Here is a 16,376-nt window from a genome sequence, read left to right as displayed (position 1 = left end):
AATACTATTGGCTACATTCGATATGCTAAATTTTAGTAAAAATATGTTATTGAATATTTTCAAAGATTGAGAACATCGGAACGGCGATGGCCATCACAATCGCACCGACAATCAAAGCCAATATCACAATCATAATCGGTTCAATCAGAGCTTTGATCCGGTCTGTTGCATGATCGATTTCACGTTCGTAGAAATCGGCCGCTTTATTTAGCATTTGATCTAAAGCACCCGTCTTTTCACCGACGCTGATCATTTGTGTCACCATGCTCGGAAAAGCCCAGTGTTCTGTTAAAGGCTTAGCCATGGATTCCCCACTCTCCAAAGACTCACGCGCTTTTTGCAGCTCTTCTTCAATCACTTTGTTCTCGACAATCCGCTCGGTGATCTGAACAGCCTCCAGCACTGGAACAGAACTGTTAAAAAGGGAACTAAGCGTTCGCGTCATACGCGCCAATGCCGCTTTTTGAACGAGACCCCCAAAGTAAGGAACACGCATTTTGGCATAGTCTACAACGTACGCGAACCTTTCATACTTCAAACTGTACTTATAGATCAGGTACAAGATGACAGGCAGAAAGATAAATGCCCACCAGAATGAACTGAAGAAGTCTCCAAGACCTAACACAAACTGTGTAAACGGAGGAATGTCACTTGCAAAGGACGAAAACATACTGGCGAACCGTGGTACGACGAAGCTGAGCATGAAAATCACAATAGCAAAAGCAATCATCCCGACAACCAATGGGTAAGATAACGCAGAGACGATTTTCTGACGCAGTTCATACTGCTTTTCATAATACATCGCCATTCGCTCAAGGATTTCATCAATATTACCGCCGACTTCCCCTGCTTTCATCATGTTGATGAACATAAGCGGAAAGACTTTACGATGCTTAGCAGCTGCGTCCGAGAAAGCGTGTCCAGCTTCTAAATCATCAGCTACTTCGGAAAGTGTCTTTTTCAGTCCTCGACTCGAAGTCTGGTCTTTCAATATATAAGTGGCCTCGATCAAGGAAATCCCTGCATCTATCAATGTTGAGAATTGGCGCAAATAGATGACGAAATCTTGGTTCTTAACAGGATTCCCTAAATGAATGTCCTTAAATAATAGGCCATCCATTTGTGAAACTTGAAAAGGAGTCACACCATCTTCACGCAAGAGAGCGGTCGCTTCCCGTTGACTGCCCGCTTTTAATCGACCTTCCTTCAAACGACCACGACGATCACGGCCTTTGTACGTAAAGTAGGCCATCTACATCCCTCTTTCTTGAAGAAACGGTCCGGCTACTTCTTCGGTAATCACGTTCTCATCCAGTAATTCCTTCACAGACATTTCGAGCGTATGCATCCCTTCCGACTTAGCCGTTTGGATGACGTTCTGAATTTGGTGGATCTTTTCGTTCCGAATCAAATTCTTCACCGCTGACGTATTTCTTAGGATTTCTGTAGCCGCTCGCCGTCCTTTACGATCTTTCGTTTGGAAAAGACGTTGGGAGACAATCGACTCCAGCACGCTTGCGAGTTGGATCCGTACTTGTGGTTGCTGCTCGGGCGGAAACACGTCGATGATTCGATCGATCGTTGCCGCCGCTCCTGTTGTATGTAGGGTCCCTAATACCAAATGTCCGGTCTCAGCCGCCGTAATCGCTGTCGAAATCGTCTCAAGGTCCCGCATTTCTCCGACAAGAATCACATCAGGATCTTGACGCAAACAAGCGCGCAAGCCATTTGCGAAGTTTTTTGTATCAAAGCCGATTTCTCTTTGATCGATGATGCAATACTGGTGAGAATGCAAATATTCAATGGGATCTTCAAGAGTAATGATGTGTCTGCGCATCTGCTTATTCATATAATCGATCATAGCGGCAAGAGTCGTACTCTTCCCACTTCCCGTTGGACCTGTCACTAAAACCAATCCTTGTTGAGCTTGAGCGACTTTCGTCAATATTTCCGGCATACGCAAGTCCTCAAGAGACGGAATCTCCGTTGGAACAATCCGTACAGCCAGAGAAATGCAGTTTCGCTGGTGATAAGCATTTATACGAAAGCGTGATACGCCTGGGATCCCGTAGGAAAAGTCGAGCTCACCTTTATCCTTCAATTGCTCCCACAACTCTTCTGACAAAATCGCTTTTGCCATCTCTTCTGTATGCTTCGGCTTCAGCACTTCTTTTCCGTACTGCTTCAATTCTCCGTGCAAACGGAAGATCGGTGGCACACCCACCGTTACGTGGATGTCTGAAGCTTCTAATTTGAATGCTGCTGTCAGTAAATGATCAAGGCGTTCTTTCATTCTGATCCTCCTAGTCGTCTAACGCTACACGCATCACTTCTTCAATCGAAGTTAATCCTTTCTTCACTTTCAATAATCCGTCATCAATGAGAAAAATCATGCCATTTCGCCAAACGTACTGACGAATTTGAGCGATCGATTGATTGTTCATCATCATTTTTCTGATTTCGTCATCCATCACGAGAACTTCTTGAATCGCCAATCTTCCTCGGTATCCTGTGTATTGGCAGTTACTGCACCCTTTTCCGTAATACACATCGCTGATGGATAACCCTCGCTTCTCAAATACTTCTCGCTCCATCTCTGTCGGTTCTTTCTTCTCTTTACAATCGCGACATATCCGCCTCACCAAACGTTGTGCCACAATTCCAGATAATGAAGATACAACGAGATAAGGCTCGATGTCCATATCAATGAGCCTTGGAATAGTAGCTACAGCCCCATTCGTATGTAACGTCGAGAAAACAAGGTGCCCAGTCAATGAAGCACGGACGGCAATTTCCGCTGTTTCTGAATCGCGAATTTCTCCGACCATGACAATATCAGGGTCTTGGCGGAGTACAGACCGTAAACCATTCGTGAAAGTTAACCCCGTTTGAGTATTCACTTGCACTTGATTGATCCCTTCGATTTGATACTCGACAGGGTCTTCAATGGTAATGATGTTTTGGTCGTCCGTATTCAAATGGTTCAACGATGCATACAAAGTAGAAGATTTCCCCGATCCTGTTGGTCCCGTGATTAAAATCATTCCAGAGGGCTGCTCAATCATCTTCATATAGCGTTGATAGTTGACTTTGTTAAATCCGAGTTCAGACAACCGGTTCAATACACTGCCGAGGTCCAAGATCCGGATCACGATTTTTTCCCCGTAAACAGTAGGCAGTGAAGAGATTCGCAAATCAACGGGAACAGAATTGACATTCGCTTTGATGCGACCGTCCTGAGGTAATCGTGTTTCTGTAATGTTCAAATTGGCCATGATTTTCACACGCGCAATTAAAGAACTTTGCATATTTTTTGTGACCGTACGTTCTGTACGAAGTAGTCCATCGACACGATAACGGATGAGAACCTTACTTTCTTGAGGGTCAATATGAATGTCACTTGCTTTCATTTGAACACCCGTTTGCAAAATTTGATTCATCAGCTTAATTGCAGGTGCTTGTTCGCCATCATCATCCGGCATTTCTTGTTCGGTTTCTTTCAAATTATAATACTTATTGATGGCTTGAATGATTTCATCTTTCGTCGCAATAACCGGAAGAATCTGAAAGCCTGTCGCAATTTGCAAATCATCAATCGTATAGTAGTCCATCGGATCATTCATCGCCAAGGTCAGCTCATTGTTTTCTTTCTTAAGCGGCATCACCATGTTTCTTGAGGCGAAGTCCTTTGAGACGATGCTCAGTAAAGATGTATCCACTGGATACCGGTACAACGATACGTGCGGAAATCCAAGTTGGAATTCCAATACTTCAATCAATTGCTGCTCGGTAATGAGCCCACGCTCAAGTAAAGCATCACCCAACTTTTGGTCCGATTTCTTAACGTTTAAGGTCTCTTTGATTTGATCCTCTGAAACGAGACCCGCCTCTTTTAGAATATCTCCTAACCTTTTTCGTTCAGCCATTTTGAAATCTCCTTACTTATTCTCATCCGCTTCATCTTCTTCCCAAATCGGATTAGATGGATCAACCTCTGGTGCGTCGTCCCCAGTGTATGCTTCATCACTATCCGTTGGTTCTTCATTATCAGAAGATTCACCTGAGTTCGATCCTTCGCCCTCAGCTGCTGTGTTCTCATCTGAAGTGTCATCATTCGAGCCAGCATCACCACCGGAAGAATCCGAACCTTCACCTGAGGTATTGTCTTCACCTTCAATACCGTATCTCAATTCAACACGGTTCAGAGGCGGGTAATAATCTTCAGCCATTTTTTCTATAAGGCCGTTCTCTCCCCGCGTTTCTCTGTAGACGACAGCACTTTGTCCTTGCTCTCCTTCTTGTTTCAACTCAACGTCACCAGGATTGACATAAGAAGTGTATTGAACGATGGTGCGCGGCTCGATTGATTGTACATCATCCACTCTGCTCGAATACTTATCGACAAAAGGATAGCCTCGAATCTCCGCTGATAAAGTTGATCCTTCTAAAGCGAGATGAATCGAATACGCAGACTCATTTGGGTTGAACAACACAAAATCATCGTTCTGTTCCGGTTTGACACTCGCTTCCTTACCAAGCTCAGCATACTCGGGAAGCCGCTGACTGATATGACGCTGTTGAATAGAGAAGTTCGTCTCAAGGGCCGCTCCATAAATCACTGTGGCGATAGGATTTAACGTTTCCGCACTAATCGCTACAGGGAATTCCTCTGCTGCTTCAAGCAAAGAAAAGGACTGTTGCCCATTGACCGGCAGCGCGTTCATCACAGAAAGTAAATCCACCAATAATGGATCGCTGCTGACAGTAGTTTCATAGGTTGCAACTGTTTCATAGAGTCCGAGCACTTCACTTGGGATGTAATCGTACATCGAGAATGTCAAAGGGTCATCAGTTAGGTCTGATGCTTGATCTCTAACCTGCGCTACCCATTTCTCCCATTCAAAATTTTCCGCGACTTCTGTAGTGAATTCTTCTTCTACTTCAGCCTTATAGCTTTCATCCACTTCCACTACAAATGATTGGCTCGAACCTTGCACGACTTCATCTAATGTTTCTTCAACATCAAACGTGATGAAGTCAGAAGACACCACCATCGCTCCTGAACTTGATTCCAGGCGAATATCCTTCTGCTGTTTCCAATCAGACGATTGTTCAGATAATTTCACGAGTGCTTCACTTCGTTCTAACCCCTCTATACTGACGCCGGCAACGGCTGTATTCGGTTCATATACGGTTTCCTGTCCAGACACGAGTTGCCACCCTAGAGGTCCTGCGTATGTAAATAGTAATAGAAATGCGGTCATTCCAGCTAACAGTCCTAACCCCTTGGCATGCTCCATCCTCTCACCTCTCTACCTATTCGTCCCTTCATCCAAATCCATTTCGGGAATCTCAAAGTCATCCATATCAATGTCAATCTTACGCTTCTCCGTCTTTTTCTCTTCCCTGTATGTGTCGATTTCTTCGTCCTCAAGTTCGAGTAACTCCTCAAAGTTTCTCTCAGGCATTTCTTCTTTTATCGGTTCAGATTCCGGATATGTATAGTTTTCATCATCAACGGATTTCCTTCGGTTGGCTAAGAGTTCGTCTTCGAAGTCTATATCTACAAGATCAGCAGAGGATGTTGGTTTAGGTTCCTGTTCTTCTTTTCCATTAATAGAAGCACTTTCCGTTATATTCAACGGGGGGCTCTCAACAATAGGCTCCTCCTCTGTTCGCTCTTCAATTTCAACCATGGCAGCTGCTTCGTCATCAGCTCCATCATAATTAATAGTATTTTGGTCTTCGTTGATACCATCCTGTTTCTCTTCTTCGTACGATTCCTCTTTCTCACCATCTTCAACAAGTTCGATCTCTACCAGTTCCTCTTCACTTCTCTGGAGCTCATTCTGGACAGCGACCGGCTGCGATTCGTCCTCTTCAAACCAAAGGCTTTCCTCTTGTTCATGTTCTTCTTTCCTTAATCGCGGCAAAAGGAGGATGGATATAAGTCCGGTAATTAATAAAGCTAGTAGAATAGTTGTGAACCAATTAAATACTACGGAAGTTGCCACTACTAACAGAGTAATTAAAATAGAACTTGAAAGTAGCATCCATGTACTTTTTTTATCGTAGCCCGTGCGCATACGATTAACGAATAGTATCAATATACAAGCTGCTAAGACGAAACTAATGATTTGTATTGTCAAAATCAATCACACCTCCTTACGGACAACTTTGTCCACCTAATCCTTCAACATTAGACTTCCCTACAATGCAAAACGCTTCCTTATCCACCGGAAGAGTATCTTCTATTTCAAAATAAGCATTACGCCTTACTACTACATCTTTCTCAATACTTCCAGAAAGGTTATCACCTAAAAAATCAAAATATGCGTCCCCTGCAATATCAATGGAAGTATTTCCTTTCATTGTTAAAGAACTACCCTCAAAGTATGCAAAGCCATCTATACTAACCGAACTGTTCCCCTTTAAGATTGTAGACCCATTCACCCACAGGTTCTTATCTAAATCGATGTCATGCTCGTTATTTCCTTTCCCATTTAGTTGTAAAGTTCCTTCTAAATAAATATTCCCTTGTTCATCAATGGCGCAATAATTATTTTCACATATTGTTTCTACATCGTCGGTACAATCATCAACCCTACAATTCAGTGTCTTATATTTACCGTTTTTCTTGTTACTGATTAACTCTTCTTTATGGTCAAGTATATCTTGAATCCAATCTTCTTCACTTGAAGAAGAATTTAGTGAGATAGTATTTACGATTTCTTCATTGGTACCATAGGCTGTTCCAATGCTTTTATAAGTCATTTGAAATTGTCCAGAATCTTTTAAGGTGCTGCTAATTAACTCCACATTAAATCTTCGGTTGTCATCTATTTCTCTGTGACCATCTAGATCACTATCCTTCTCTTCTTCCCACACTTCTTTGATAGAGACTACAGGATCTTGATTAGTTTTCAGTAATTCGATACTTTCAATAAAGTAAGTCTCTCCCATCACCGCAAGAGCTTCAGCTTGTACATTATGTTGAGACTTCTTCACTTGAAGACCTGAATTGTTAATTTGTGAAGCAAGAACGGCACCGAATATCATAACAAGGAAAATCGACAACAACACAAGAACAAGGGCTGCACCCCTCTCATTGGTGAATTTACCCTTCATTCGGAAACCTCCGTTCTGTTTATGTATTTATGTACTTCTATTACTTCTACACTATCGCCGTTTTCTAGTTTTCGTTCTACTATAATTTCGATAGGTACTAGTTGTAATAATTCATCATCACTTTCTTGACATACTTGTTGTACTTTGAAATAGTACGTTTGATTCTGCTCTGTTGTGTAATATACTTGATTAGAAGGATCTAATCCATAAGAATCATTATTAGAAATAAATGAGATATCTAATTCTGTGTTACCATTATTTGTACATCCATCCGACAGTACTAAGGGACCATTTATAACGTAATAGGAAACTTCTTCAACTAGATTCACTCCATCGACTTCGTTTTCCACCCTATCCGTCATGAGCATATAGTCACTGAAAAGAGAAAGAAAAACAGTTATGACGATACCCATCAAGGCGATTGATACTAATATTTCAACAAGGGTCAAACCTTTTTCATCCAAGTACATACTACCCATTCCAATCTATCATAAGGAGAAGTCTTATGAATAATTTACTTAATAACAAAGGAATCACTTTAGTCGAACTGTTAGCTGCTCTGGCATTAGTCGGTATTATTGTTACTGTTGCCGGGAGTCTAGTAACCCAAACTTACCAATCTAATTCGAAAGTCCAAAACGAAATTGACTTAAAGCAACAAACCAATTCGATACTTACGATTATCAGAGAGCAGATCACCGAAGAAAATATGGAGATCTGTTTAGTAGACCGCCATACTATAAGGTTGGATGATGACGGTCAAGCCCCTTATCTCTATTCCAACTTAATTACTAAGGAACAATTGACTATAAGTGAATTATACATTGAAAACTTAGATAAATCATCCACAACGAACGCTCCTTTAAACATTAAACAAGACACTTCTTTAAATGGAAAAAAATGCATCACGACTAATAACTATCCTACATCAATAAAGATAACTACTATGATTGAGAGCGACACAAACAAAGAAAATAAGAAATATACTACTTCCACAATTATTACTAAGCGATCTGAGGAGATAGATATAGCACTCTCTGACGGAGAAAATCCAGGTGAGGATGAGAACGATGATAGCAATGATGGTGATGTTGCTACAAATGATTGCTCAAAATTAAATGTAAAAGGATCAAACACAATAACCCAAAATTCCTTGACTTGTCTACAACCAGTGAGTATCTCAAAGGGTTCAACGCATACTATAGACGGTGCTGTAACTTTTAATGAAAGATTGGAAATGAAAAATAGTGCAAAAATAGTGGTATTAGGTTCGGTGACGATTTACGGGGAACTTAATATGAAGAAGGACAGCAAACTAATTGTGAAAGGTGCATTATCCTTTGCATCCGGGTCAAGCTTCACACAGCCAGCAAAAGGAACAATTTGTGTTGAAGGTGCGGTCAGCAACCCCCTACAAAATGAAAATATCGAAGCAAATCAGGGAACAGGAAATTGTAGCTACTAAAGAAAAACAGCAGCCGAGTCACTTACGACTCCGCTGCTGTTTTCATATATTCATAACTCGCAACCCGATTACGCCCACGCTGCTTCGCTCCAACATACATCGCCCTGTCTGCATGCCTGATCAATTCAAGCGGTCCCTCACAGTCGTTCGGATAAGAGGCAACCCCAATCGAAGCAGAAATCGTCACTTCTTTGGGCTCCTGATCAGTTAATATATGCTGGTACGTCACGAAAGGCTGTTCCACGATGACTCTGCGAATCTCTTCTGCAATACTATAGGCCTCATAATTCTCATAGTGAGGCAGAAGAATCGCGAACTCTTCACCACCATAGCGCGCGACTACACCATGACCCCCGACCATGCTCGTCAGCCGCTCCGCGAACTGGCAAAGGATTTCATTCCCACCTTCATGACCATACGTGTCATTCACTTGCTTAAAATGGTCGATGTCTAGAAGGATCACAGAAATCGGATCTGGTTCATCTCCACTTGTTGTAGCAAATACTTCGTGAAGATGATCCTGGAAATACCGAAAGTTGTACAGACCTGTCAGAGGACAGCGTTCGCTCTGTTGTTTGGTCCTTTCGTAGTGTCTCGCGTTTTCAATCGCTACAGCTAAATAGTTTCCTAGAATGTTCAGGATCATAAACTGGAATTGCCTGAAGGCACGTTTTTGGTTGGAGTAAATGGTGATGACCCCAACGATTTCCCCTTTACGCTCCAAAGGGACTGACAGAGAGCTCTCTGCTTGTGGCGGGGTGTATTTATTTTCAAGATGTGCCCATTCACTACGGTATTTATAATTGAAGCTTCTGCCTTCTTTCCATGTGTTTCCACTGATGCTCTCACCTTTATGTAACGATATATCTGGAAACGATACCTGTTCCGACCGATCAAAGAAACGAATTAAATTCATTTCTTTATTCGAAGCGACATCAAAGATATAAATATAATCAACGGGGAGCAGGTTACTTAAACGATCCACGAATAGATCAAGGACATCTGTGACCCCCAGATTTCCGGTTAACTCATGACCGATCTTACTTGTGCGCTGCAAGTATTTATTGACTAGTCCACTATTATGATAGAGCATCAGCATGCCTGAAATCAGGATGAATGGAATACCGACAAAGAATATCGCACTTAAGCCGAATTCGACATACATCATGTAGAGAAGAAACCCAACCGGTATTACGAGAAGGCCAGATATCAAGTCCCACAACAACCCCTGGTCAAACATCTTCACATGACGGTTATATAAGAACTTCGCTACGACTTTAATGGAGAATTGGTTAAAGATAAGCTCGAACAAGGCATAGGCCACGATGGGAATCACATACGCAGTGGATGCAATCGCTTCTTCTCCGTGCTGGCCTCCCAACAGGTTGTAAACCTGCGCAGATACGACAGAAATGATGAGGAACATCAGAAAGTTGACGGGAATACGGTGCAGATTCGCCTTTCCTATTCTCAGCTTTGTCAAAACAAAGAGTAAGGCAACCTGTGAAACAATCACTTCTACAGCCAATCCGTAATACAAGAACACGGCAAACGAAACGCCATGAGTGAAGAAGACTGGATTTTCTCCTATTTGAAGAGGAAATAGTGCCACAATGGAAGCCAAGATTGCAAAAGCCAGGATGTCCAGTTCATTTCCAGCTATCTGGGGGTTCGTGCTCTCAAATAGAAAATAAATACTCGTCGGCCATACGAGTATCCAGATTAGCCAGACGGCTACTTTCTTATTTTTGCTCATCCCTACCCCTTCTTCCCTACGAAAGCACTAATTTTAAATAAAATTCAGACAATTAACATATTACCATATATTTCTCTTTGATTCAAAATATTTCCTTACTTCAGATATAAAATACAACGAGCCCGTAACCAGCAATAAATCGTCAGGATCAACTTGAGAAACAGCTTGTTCGATCGCTTGTTCATAGTCCTCCACACCAGTCGTCTGTTCGATTGGTGAAAGGTTCTTTAATTGATTTGCACTTAAGGCTCGAGGAAAATCAAAGGTCGTCATATAGGCACAATCGACAACTTCTGAGAGTATCTCTAACATTCGCCGTACTGGTTTGTCTTCGAGAGCTGAGTACACGAGTGTAATCCTTTTGTCCTCGTAATGACTTTTCAAGGTTTCCACTAGCGCTTTAGTCCCCTCTTCGTTATGGGCTCCATCTATGATAACCACAGGGTCATCCAGAACGGTTTCAAATCTCGCCGGCCACTTAGTCTCTTTGATAGCTTCGGCATATAAATCACGATCAAAACTCCAACCTTTTCGTCTCAACACATCCATCGTTTTCACGGCAAGACTGGCATTGTCCACTTGATGCACGCCCTTCATACCACTTATGAGGGAAAGCGTGCCGTCGTCTTTACTATCGTATTGAAAGGTTTCTCCCGCTTTCGAGCTAGTTGTATGTGATGCATGAAATTGTTCACCGAGGAGGAACATTTCCGCCCCCTCTTCATCAGCCTTATCACGTATCACCTGGATCGCTTCAGGTTGCTTCGCTCCGCAAATGACCGGGACACCCTTTTTGATGATCCCTGCTTTTTCAGAGGCAATCTGTTCATACGTATCGCCTAGAATGTTCATATGGTCTTTGCCGATGTTCGTAATGATCGATACGGTCGGGTGTATGATATTCGTGGAATCATAAAGTCCCCCTAATCCTGTTTCATATAGTACAAAGTCAGGAGATTGATCAGCAAAGTACATCATCGACATGGCCGTGATGACTTCAAACTCTGTTGGCTCCCCTAAAGGTGTCTTGGCTAGTTCTTCTGCTACAGGTTTCACTCGCTCTACCAAATTTGAAAGATGCTCATCTGAAATGGGTTCTCCGTTCATACTGATCCGCTCATTAAAGCGTACAATGTAAGGAGAAGTGAACGTTCCGACCGTGCACCCTTGCGCTTGAAGCAGTTCGCGTAGAAAAGATAAGGTCGACCCTTTCCCGTTTGTGCCAGCAATGTGGATTGCATTTATGCTTTTCTCAGGATGGCCTACGCGCTCCATCATCCATTCCATTCGATCAAGTCCTGGTTTCACTTTGAATTTTTCACGACTATGAATCCAGTCGAGAGCTTCTTGATAGTTGACCACTTTAGTTCCCTTCTTTCAAAAAGGGAGAGTATTCGATGTGAATACCCTCCCTCCTGCAAAGTTGTTGTGTTCGTGCCTAGGATACGACTATCTCAAATCTTCCGTTACGCTTTCATTTCCTTAATGCGAGCCTCGACACTGGCTCTCTTCTCTAGATAGTCGGTTTCTTTCTTACGTTCTTCTTCAACTACGTGATCTGGAGCTTTACTCACAAATCCTTCGTTAGATAGCTTCTTCTGAACGCGGTCGACTTCTTTATCCCACTTCTTCCACTCATCTTCTAAGCGCTTGATTTCATCTTCAATGTTGATCAATCCAGCGAGTGGTAGATATAACTCTGCCCCTGTAACAACGGCAGACATCGCTTTTTCTGGTGCTTGAAGATCTGTACCGATCGTAAGCTCACTCGGATTACAGAAGCGGTCCAAATAATCACGGTTTTTCTCAAGTTCTGCGACAACATCTTCGTCTTTCGCCTGAATCATCAGCTGGATTTCCTTAGACATCGGCGTATCCACTTCAGAGCGAATGTTACGAACAGAACGGATAATGGATACAAGACGATTCATTTCGGCAACTGCCTTTTCGTTGTGGAAATCGTCACGAACCGTCGGCCAAGAAGCTTGTGTAATGGATTCACCTTCATGAGGAAGGTGCTGCCAGATTTCTTCTGTAATGAACGGCATGAACGGGTGCAGCATACGCATCGTTTGATCTAATGTGTAAGCAAGGATGGAACGAGTCGTATGAATACGCGCTTCGTCTTCTCCGTATAAAGGAAGCTTCGCCATTTCAATATACCAATCACAGAAATCATCCCAGATGAAGTTGTAAAGATGACGTCCGGCTTCCCCGAATTCGTATTTATCGATATTGGTAGTCACTTGCTCAATCGTCTGGTTCAAGCGAGTCAAGATCCACTGATCTGCGACAGATTTTTCACCAGAAAGATCGATGTCTTCCACTTTTAAATCACCCATGTTCATTAAGGCAAAGCGGGAAGCGTTCCAAATCTTATTCGCAAAGTTCCACGTAGATTCTACCTTTTCCCAGTGGAAACGTAAGTCCTGGCCAGGAGAAGATCCCGTTGACAAGAAGTAACGAAGAGAATCCGCTCCGTATTTATCGATGACATCCATCGGATCGACACCGTTGCCTAGAGATTTACTCATTTTACGTCCGTCCGCATCGCGAACCAAGCCATGAATCAGAACGTCTTTGAATGGACGTTCGCCCGTGAATTCAAGCGACTGGAAAATCATGCGGCTTACCCAGAAACCGATAATATCATAACCTGTTACTAAGACGTTCGTCGGGAAGTAATGCTTGAAGTCCTCACTCGCTTCATCCGGCCAGCCCATCGTTGAGAACGGCCAAAGGGCAGAAGAGAACCACGTATCCAGCACGTCTTCATCCTGTGTCCAGTTTTCAGGATCTTTCGGTTCCTCTTTTCCTACATACAATTCGCCTGTTTCTTTATGATACCAAGCTGGGATGCGATGTCCCCACCAAAGCTGACGAGAAATACACCAGTCTCTCGTGTTTTCCATCCAGTGCAAGTAGGGTTTCTCGAAACGATCTGGGACAAACTGGACTTGATCGTCACCTTTTTGTAACTCGATAGATGCATCAGCTAACGGTTGCATGTCCACGAACCATTGAGTAGATAGATAAGGTTCGACAACAGCTCCACTTCGCTCAGAGTGACCGACGGAGTGCATGTGGTCTTCAATTTCAAACAGTACACCTTGCTCTTGAAGGTCTTTTACAATTTGCTTACGGCATTCAAAACGGTCCATGCCTTGATACTTATTGGCATTTTCATTCATCGACCCATCTTCATGCATAACAAGGACACGCTCTAAGTTATGACGGTTTCCGATTTCAAAGTCATTCGGATCGTGAGCAGGGGTAATCTTTACCGCACCAGAACCGAATTCCATATCTACATAGTCATCCGCTACAATTTCAATCTCACGACCGACAATCGGCAGGATCGCTTTTTTACCGATCAAGTGCTTATATCGATCGTCCTCCGGATGAACCGCAATCGCCGTATCACCAAGCATCGTCTCAGGACGAGTTGTCGCAATTTCAATGCTGCCTTCTCCGTCTTTTAAAGGATAACGCATGTGGTAGAAGGCCCCTTGTACATCCTGGTACTCCACTTCGATATCCGACAGTGCCGTTTTTGTTTGAGGATCCCAGTTAATGATGTATTCGCCGCGGTAGATCAAGCCTTTTTCATAAAGCTTAACGAATACTTCTCTCACGGCTTCAGATAACCCATCATCTAGTGTGAAACGCTCGCGAGAATAGTCGAGGCCAAGGCCAAGTTTTTCCCACTGTGCTCGGATGAACTTCGCATATTCATCTTTCCATTCCCAAGACTTCTCGAGAAACTTCTCACGACCAAGGTCATGACGGTTGATGCCTTGCTCACGAAGCTTGGCATCCACTTTTGCTTGAGTCGCGATGCCGGCGTGATCCATCCCCGGCAACCACAGAACATCATAGCCCTGCATACGCTTCACGCGTGTAAGTATGTCTTGCAATGTTGTATCCCATGCATGGCCTAAGTGCAACTTCCCTGTTACGTTCGGCGGTGGAATGACAATCGTGTATGGCTCTTTATTCTCATCTCTAGTCGCTTCAAAAAATTTCCCATCTACCCAATACTGGTAGCGATCCTTTTCTACAGCTTGCGGATCGTACTTTGTTGGCATCGAAAGATCTGGCTGATTCATGTGGATCTTCCTCCTTTTCCTTTATCAAAAATAAAAAATCCCCTTCATCCAATAAAGGACGAAAGGGATTGATTTCCGTGGTACCACCTTAATTTACAGGATAGACTTCTCCTGCACACTCGATTCGAATAACGGCTTCTAACCGGCTTCTCCTACTCACATTCAAAGAAGCTGCTATATGGGCGACCTTCCATCAACAGGGTTCCTGGAAAACTCTCAGCATTCGTTTTCCTCTCTGAAGGAATTGTTCATGTACTCTTCCCTATCACTGCATTTCACGTATAAACACTATATTTCATATTGTATATAGAAATGCAGGATTTAGTCAACTATTTTCAAAAAATGGGCATCCCCATATGACAGGAGGAAACAGTGTTGAGCCGTTTTTATCGTTATCGACTGCCATCTTGGTGCCGAACGTGGCTGATCGTTATTGAAACGTCACTCCTGCCGATATTGGTCTTTCAGGCTTTACGGACCATTTTTTGGCCGACCACGTTCGATATCTTTTTACTTGGCCTCGTCATCGGTCTTTTTCTCGCTTTCAAGTACAAATGGATTTAGTTCGGAATATAAACAATTTGCCCAGGAGAGACATCCTCTTCCTCGTACTCATTGACGCGCTCGAGCTGTTTGACCGAAACGCCATACTTATCGGCAATCGACGCTAATGTCTCTTCTTCCTGAGCAATATACATTTTCATCTGCGTGTACGTATCTTCCCTATTCGGGAAAAGGTGCTTGAAGATCTGCTTTATGCCGTCCATACCAGACGGTGCTTCCTTCTCAGAACTGGAACTCGATGATGGTTCTTCAACGTAAGATGAACTTTCTTCTTTCGATACACTCACATCCATACTTATGCTTTCTGAAGAGACTTCCTCCACGTAATCTTGCTGTTGTTCTTGCCCGAAAAATTCAGGGAAGCTTTGTGATTTTTTGTATAACCAACGACCGCTCTCTTCCTCTTTCGCTTCCTGTTCATCATTCAACTGAATGACTGGTGCTTCTCGCTCAGGCAAGACAGGCGATTCCTTCTCTTTTTCTTCAGGAAAGTTGAACGGACCGACCGTGGCAGGCTCATCAAAGGCCTCATCGTTCGTTGCTTGTTGTTCTTGAGGCTGTATGCCATTGATATTGACTTGAGCGTGCAAACGCAATCGATTCGTTGCCGGTATTTCATAATCAAAGCTTTCGATGTCCACTAACACATCATCAAGACTTGAGACTCGATCAAGTGGAACGGTGACTTCAACAGGGAAGGAATGAGAGAAATGGTACTCTCCGTCTTCTCCTGTTTCCACATGATTCACGACACGCGCTGAAGAGTGAGGTGATTCATCATCATGATCTTCTGCCGCTACATATTCCCCTGCCAGTTCCACCGTACCTTTTAAACGAACTTCATCCCCCGCCTCTTCAATCGTGATTTCAGGCTCGAGTGAAATACCGATTAACTCACGCACTCCCTGTCCTTCCTTAAACCATAACGATTCATCTAAATAAAAGGAAAATACATTTTGTTGGTTTTGCAAAGTACAGTCCCCTCCCAAAGTATAATAAATACTTAGTCTCTATAATCAACCTATGCAATAGTTGAGTAGATATACGTTAGGTTATGCGGAAACCCACCAAATAAGCATCATTCTTAGTAAGATTAATCTATAAACCTACAAATGATTGCTCCAACAAGCGGACATTCATCCATATAGATGGAAATGGATCGTTTAATTTGTAGTACCTCGCTATTGTCGGAGGTGCCAATAAGCCCTCACAGAAAGTTCACAATGAAAATAGAAATCATATTTCAGACAATCAACAGAAGGATTAGGACAAGTGATACACGAATTCGGATACCTTGACTTATTCGGACAGAAGGCCGGGCACACATAAAAAGGCGAAACCCTGAGGTTCCGCC

13 protein-coding genes and 1 other annotated feature are annotated in these 16,376 nt (G+C 43.0%); of the genes, 2 read left to right on the top strand and 11 right to left on the bottom strand.

All coding sequences use genetic code 11. From position 1 onward, the window contains the following. Positions 1-46: 46 nt before the first annotated feature. Genes H0266_RS00865 through H0266_RS00835 form a run of 7 tightly spaced genes read right to left on the bottom strand, consistent with a single transcriptional unit; the run spans position 47 to position 7,592 of the window. Complete coding sequence (locus tag H0266_RS00865; protein ID WP_181470506.1) at positions 47-1,252, bottom strand: type II secretion system F family protein; 1,206 nt, start codon at positions 1,250-1,252, stop codon at positions 47-49. After that, the gene (locus H0266_RS00860; protein ID WP_181470505.1) at positions 1,253-2,293 is read right to left on the bottom strand and encodes a type IV pilus twitching motility protein PilT; all 1,041 of its coding nucleotides are present in this window, start codon (positions 2,291-2,293) and stop codon (positions 1,253-1,255) included. A gap of 10 nt (positions 2,294-2,303) precedes the next feature. Beyond that, positions 2,304-3,926: a GspE/PulE family protein gene (locus tag H0266_RS00855; protein ID WP_181470504.1), complete on the bottom strand. Its 1,623-nt coding sequence runs from the start codon at positions 3,924-3,926 to the stop codon at positions 2,304-2,306. Positions 3,927-3,938: 12 nt separating this feature from the next. Beyond that, complete coding sequence (locus tag H0266_RS00850; protein ID WP_181470503.1) at positions 3,939-5,300, bottom strand: VanW family protein; 1,362 nt, start codon at positions 5,298-5,300, stop codon at positions 3,939-3,941. A 12-nt stretch (positions 5,301-5,312) separates the two neighbouring features. Then, complete coding sequence (locus H0266_RS00845) at positions 5,313-6,155, bottom strand: DUF4229 domain-containing protein (RefSeq protein ID WP_181470502.1); 843 nt, start codon at positions 6,153-6,155, stop codon at positions 5,313-5,315. Positions 6,156-6,165: 10 nt separating this feature from the next. Next, the gene (locus tag H0266_RS00840) at positions 6,166-7,128 is read right to left on the bottom strand and encodes a hypothetical protein (protein ID WP_181470501.1); all 963 of its coding nucleotides are present in this window, start codon (positions 7,126-7,128) and stop codon (positions 6,166-6,168) included. Beyond that, complete coding sequence (locus tag H0266_RS00835) at positions 7,125-7,592, bottom strand: prepilin-type N-terminal cleavage/methylation domain-containing protein (RefSeq protein WP_181470500.1); 468 nt, start codon at positions 7,590-7,592, stop codon at positions 7,125-7,127. Before H0266_RS00835 ends, H0266_RS00840 begins: the two co-directional genes overlap by 4 nt. Positions 7,593-7,633: 41 nt before the next feature. On the opposite strand from H0266_RS00835, the gene H0266_RS00830 reads away from it, so the two are divergent. After that, positions 7,634-8,593: a prepilin-type N-terminal cleavage/methylation domain-containing protein gene (locus H0266_RS00830; RefSeq protein ID WP_181470499.1), complete on the top strand. Its 960-nt coding sequence runs from the start codon at positions 7,634-7,636 to the stop codon at positions 8,591-8,593. Positions 8,594-8,615: 22 nt separating this feature from the next. On the opposite strand, the gene H0266_RS00825 is transcribed toward H0266_RS00830, so the two are convergent. The 3 genes from H0266_RS00825 to H0266_RS00815 all read right to left on the bottom strand — a co-directional run bounded on the left by H0266_RS00825 (position 8,616) and on the right by H0266_RS00815 (position 14,458). Then, positions 8,616-10,349: a sensor domain-containing diguanylate cyclase gene (locus H0266_RS00825; protein WP_181470498.1), complete on the bottom strand. Its 1,734-nt coding sequence runs from the start codon at positions 10,347-10,349 to the stop codon at positions 8,616-8,618. 60 nt (positions 10,350-10,409) lie between these two features. Beyond that, positions 10,410-11,711 (bottom strand): bifunctional folylpolyglutamate synthase/dihydrofolate synthase, encoded by a 1,302-nt coding sequence (locus tag H0266_RS00820; RefSeq protein ID WP_343063175.1) that lies wholly within the window; start codon positions 11,709-11,711, stop codon positions 10,410-10,412. Positions 11,712-11,815: 104 nt separating this feature from the next. Next, positions 11,816-14,458 carry a valine--tRNA ligase gene (locus H0266_RS00815; protein WP_181470497.1) on the bottom strand — a complete coding sequence of 881 codons (2,643 nt, stop codon included), beginning with the start codon at positions 14,456-14,458 and terminating at the stop codon, positions 11,816-11,818. Positions 14,459-14,509: 51 nt separating this feature from the next. Further along, positions 14,510-14,736 (bottom strand) — a binding site (T-box leader). A gap of 94 nt (positions 14,737-14,830) precedes the next feature. On the opposite strand from H0266_RS00815, the gene H0266_RS00810 reads away from it, so the two are divergent. Further along, the gene (locus H0266_RS00810; RefSeq protein WP_343063174.1) at positions 14,831-15,022 is read left to right on the top strand and encodes a hypothetical protein; all 192 of its coding nucleotides are present in this window, start codon (positions 14,831-14,833) and stop codon (positions 15,020-15,022) included. On the opposite strand, the gene spoVID is transcribed toward H0266_RS00810, so the two are convergent. Next, the gene (spoVID, locus tag H0266_RS00805) at positions 15,019-15,993 is read right to left on the bottom strand and encodes a stage VI sporulation protein D (RefSeq protein ID WP_181470495.1); all 975 of its coding nucleotides are present in this window, start codon (positions 15,991-15,993) and stop codon (positions 15,019-15,021) included. The genes H0266_RS00810 and spoVID overlap by 4 nt on opposite strands. Positions 15,994-16,376 lie beyond the last annotated feature (383 nt).

Origin of the sequence: Halobacillus locisalis (assembly GCF_013694105.1) — a bacterium.
GTDB lineage: Bacteria > Bacillota > Bacilli > Bacillales > Halobacillaceae > Halobacillus > Halobacillus locisalis.
Note: the sequence above shows the minus strand (reverse complement) of the source record. Positions and strands in the feature narration are given on the sequence as shown.

Coding starts and splice junctions, on each gene's coding strand:
- H0266_RS00840 (WP_181470501.1), bottom strand. CDS start 7,128: ATGAAGGGTAAATTCACCAATGAGAGGGGTGCAGCCCTTGTTCTTGTG.
- H0266_RS00855 (WP_181470504.1), bottom strand. CDS start 3,926: ATGGCTGAACGAAAAAGGTTAGGAGATATTCTAAAAGAGGCGGGTCTC.
- H0266_RS00850 (WP_181470503.1), bottom strand. CDS start 5,300: ATGGAGCATGCCAAGGGGTTAGGACTGTTAGCTGGAATGACCGCATTT.
- H0266_RS00815 (WP_181470497.1), bottom strand. CDS start 14,458: ATGAATCAGCCAGATCTTTCGATGCCAACAAAGTACGATCCGCAAGCT.
- H0266_RS00860 (WP_181470505.1), bottom strand. CDS start 2,293: ATGAAAGAACGCCTTGATCATTTACTGACAGCAGCATTCAAATTAGAA.
- H0266_RS00865 (WP_181470506.1), bottom strand. CDS start 1,252: ATGGCCTACTTTACGTACAAAGGCCGTGATCGTCGTGGTCGTTTGAAG.
- H0266_RS00830 (WP_181470499.1), top strand. CDS start 7,634: ATGAATAATTTACTTAATAACAAAGGAATCACTTTAGTCGAACTGTTA.
- H0266_RS00825 (WP_181470498.1), bottom strand. CDS start 10,349: ATGAGCAAAAATAAGAAAGTAGCCGTCTGGCTAATCTGGATACTCGTA.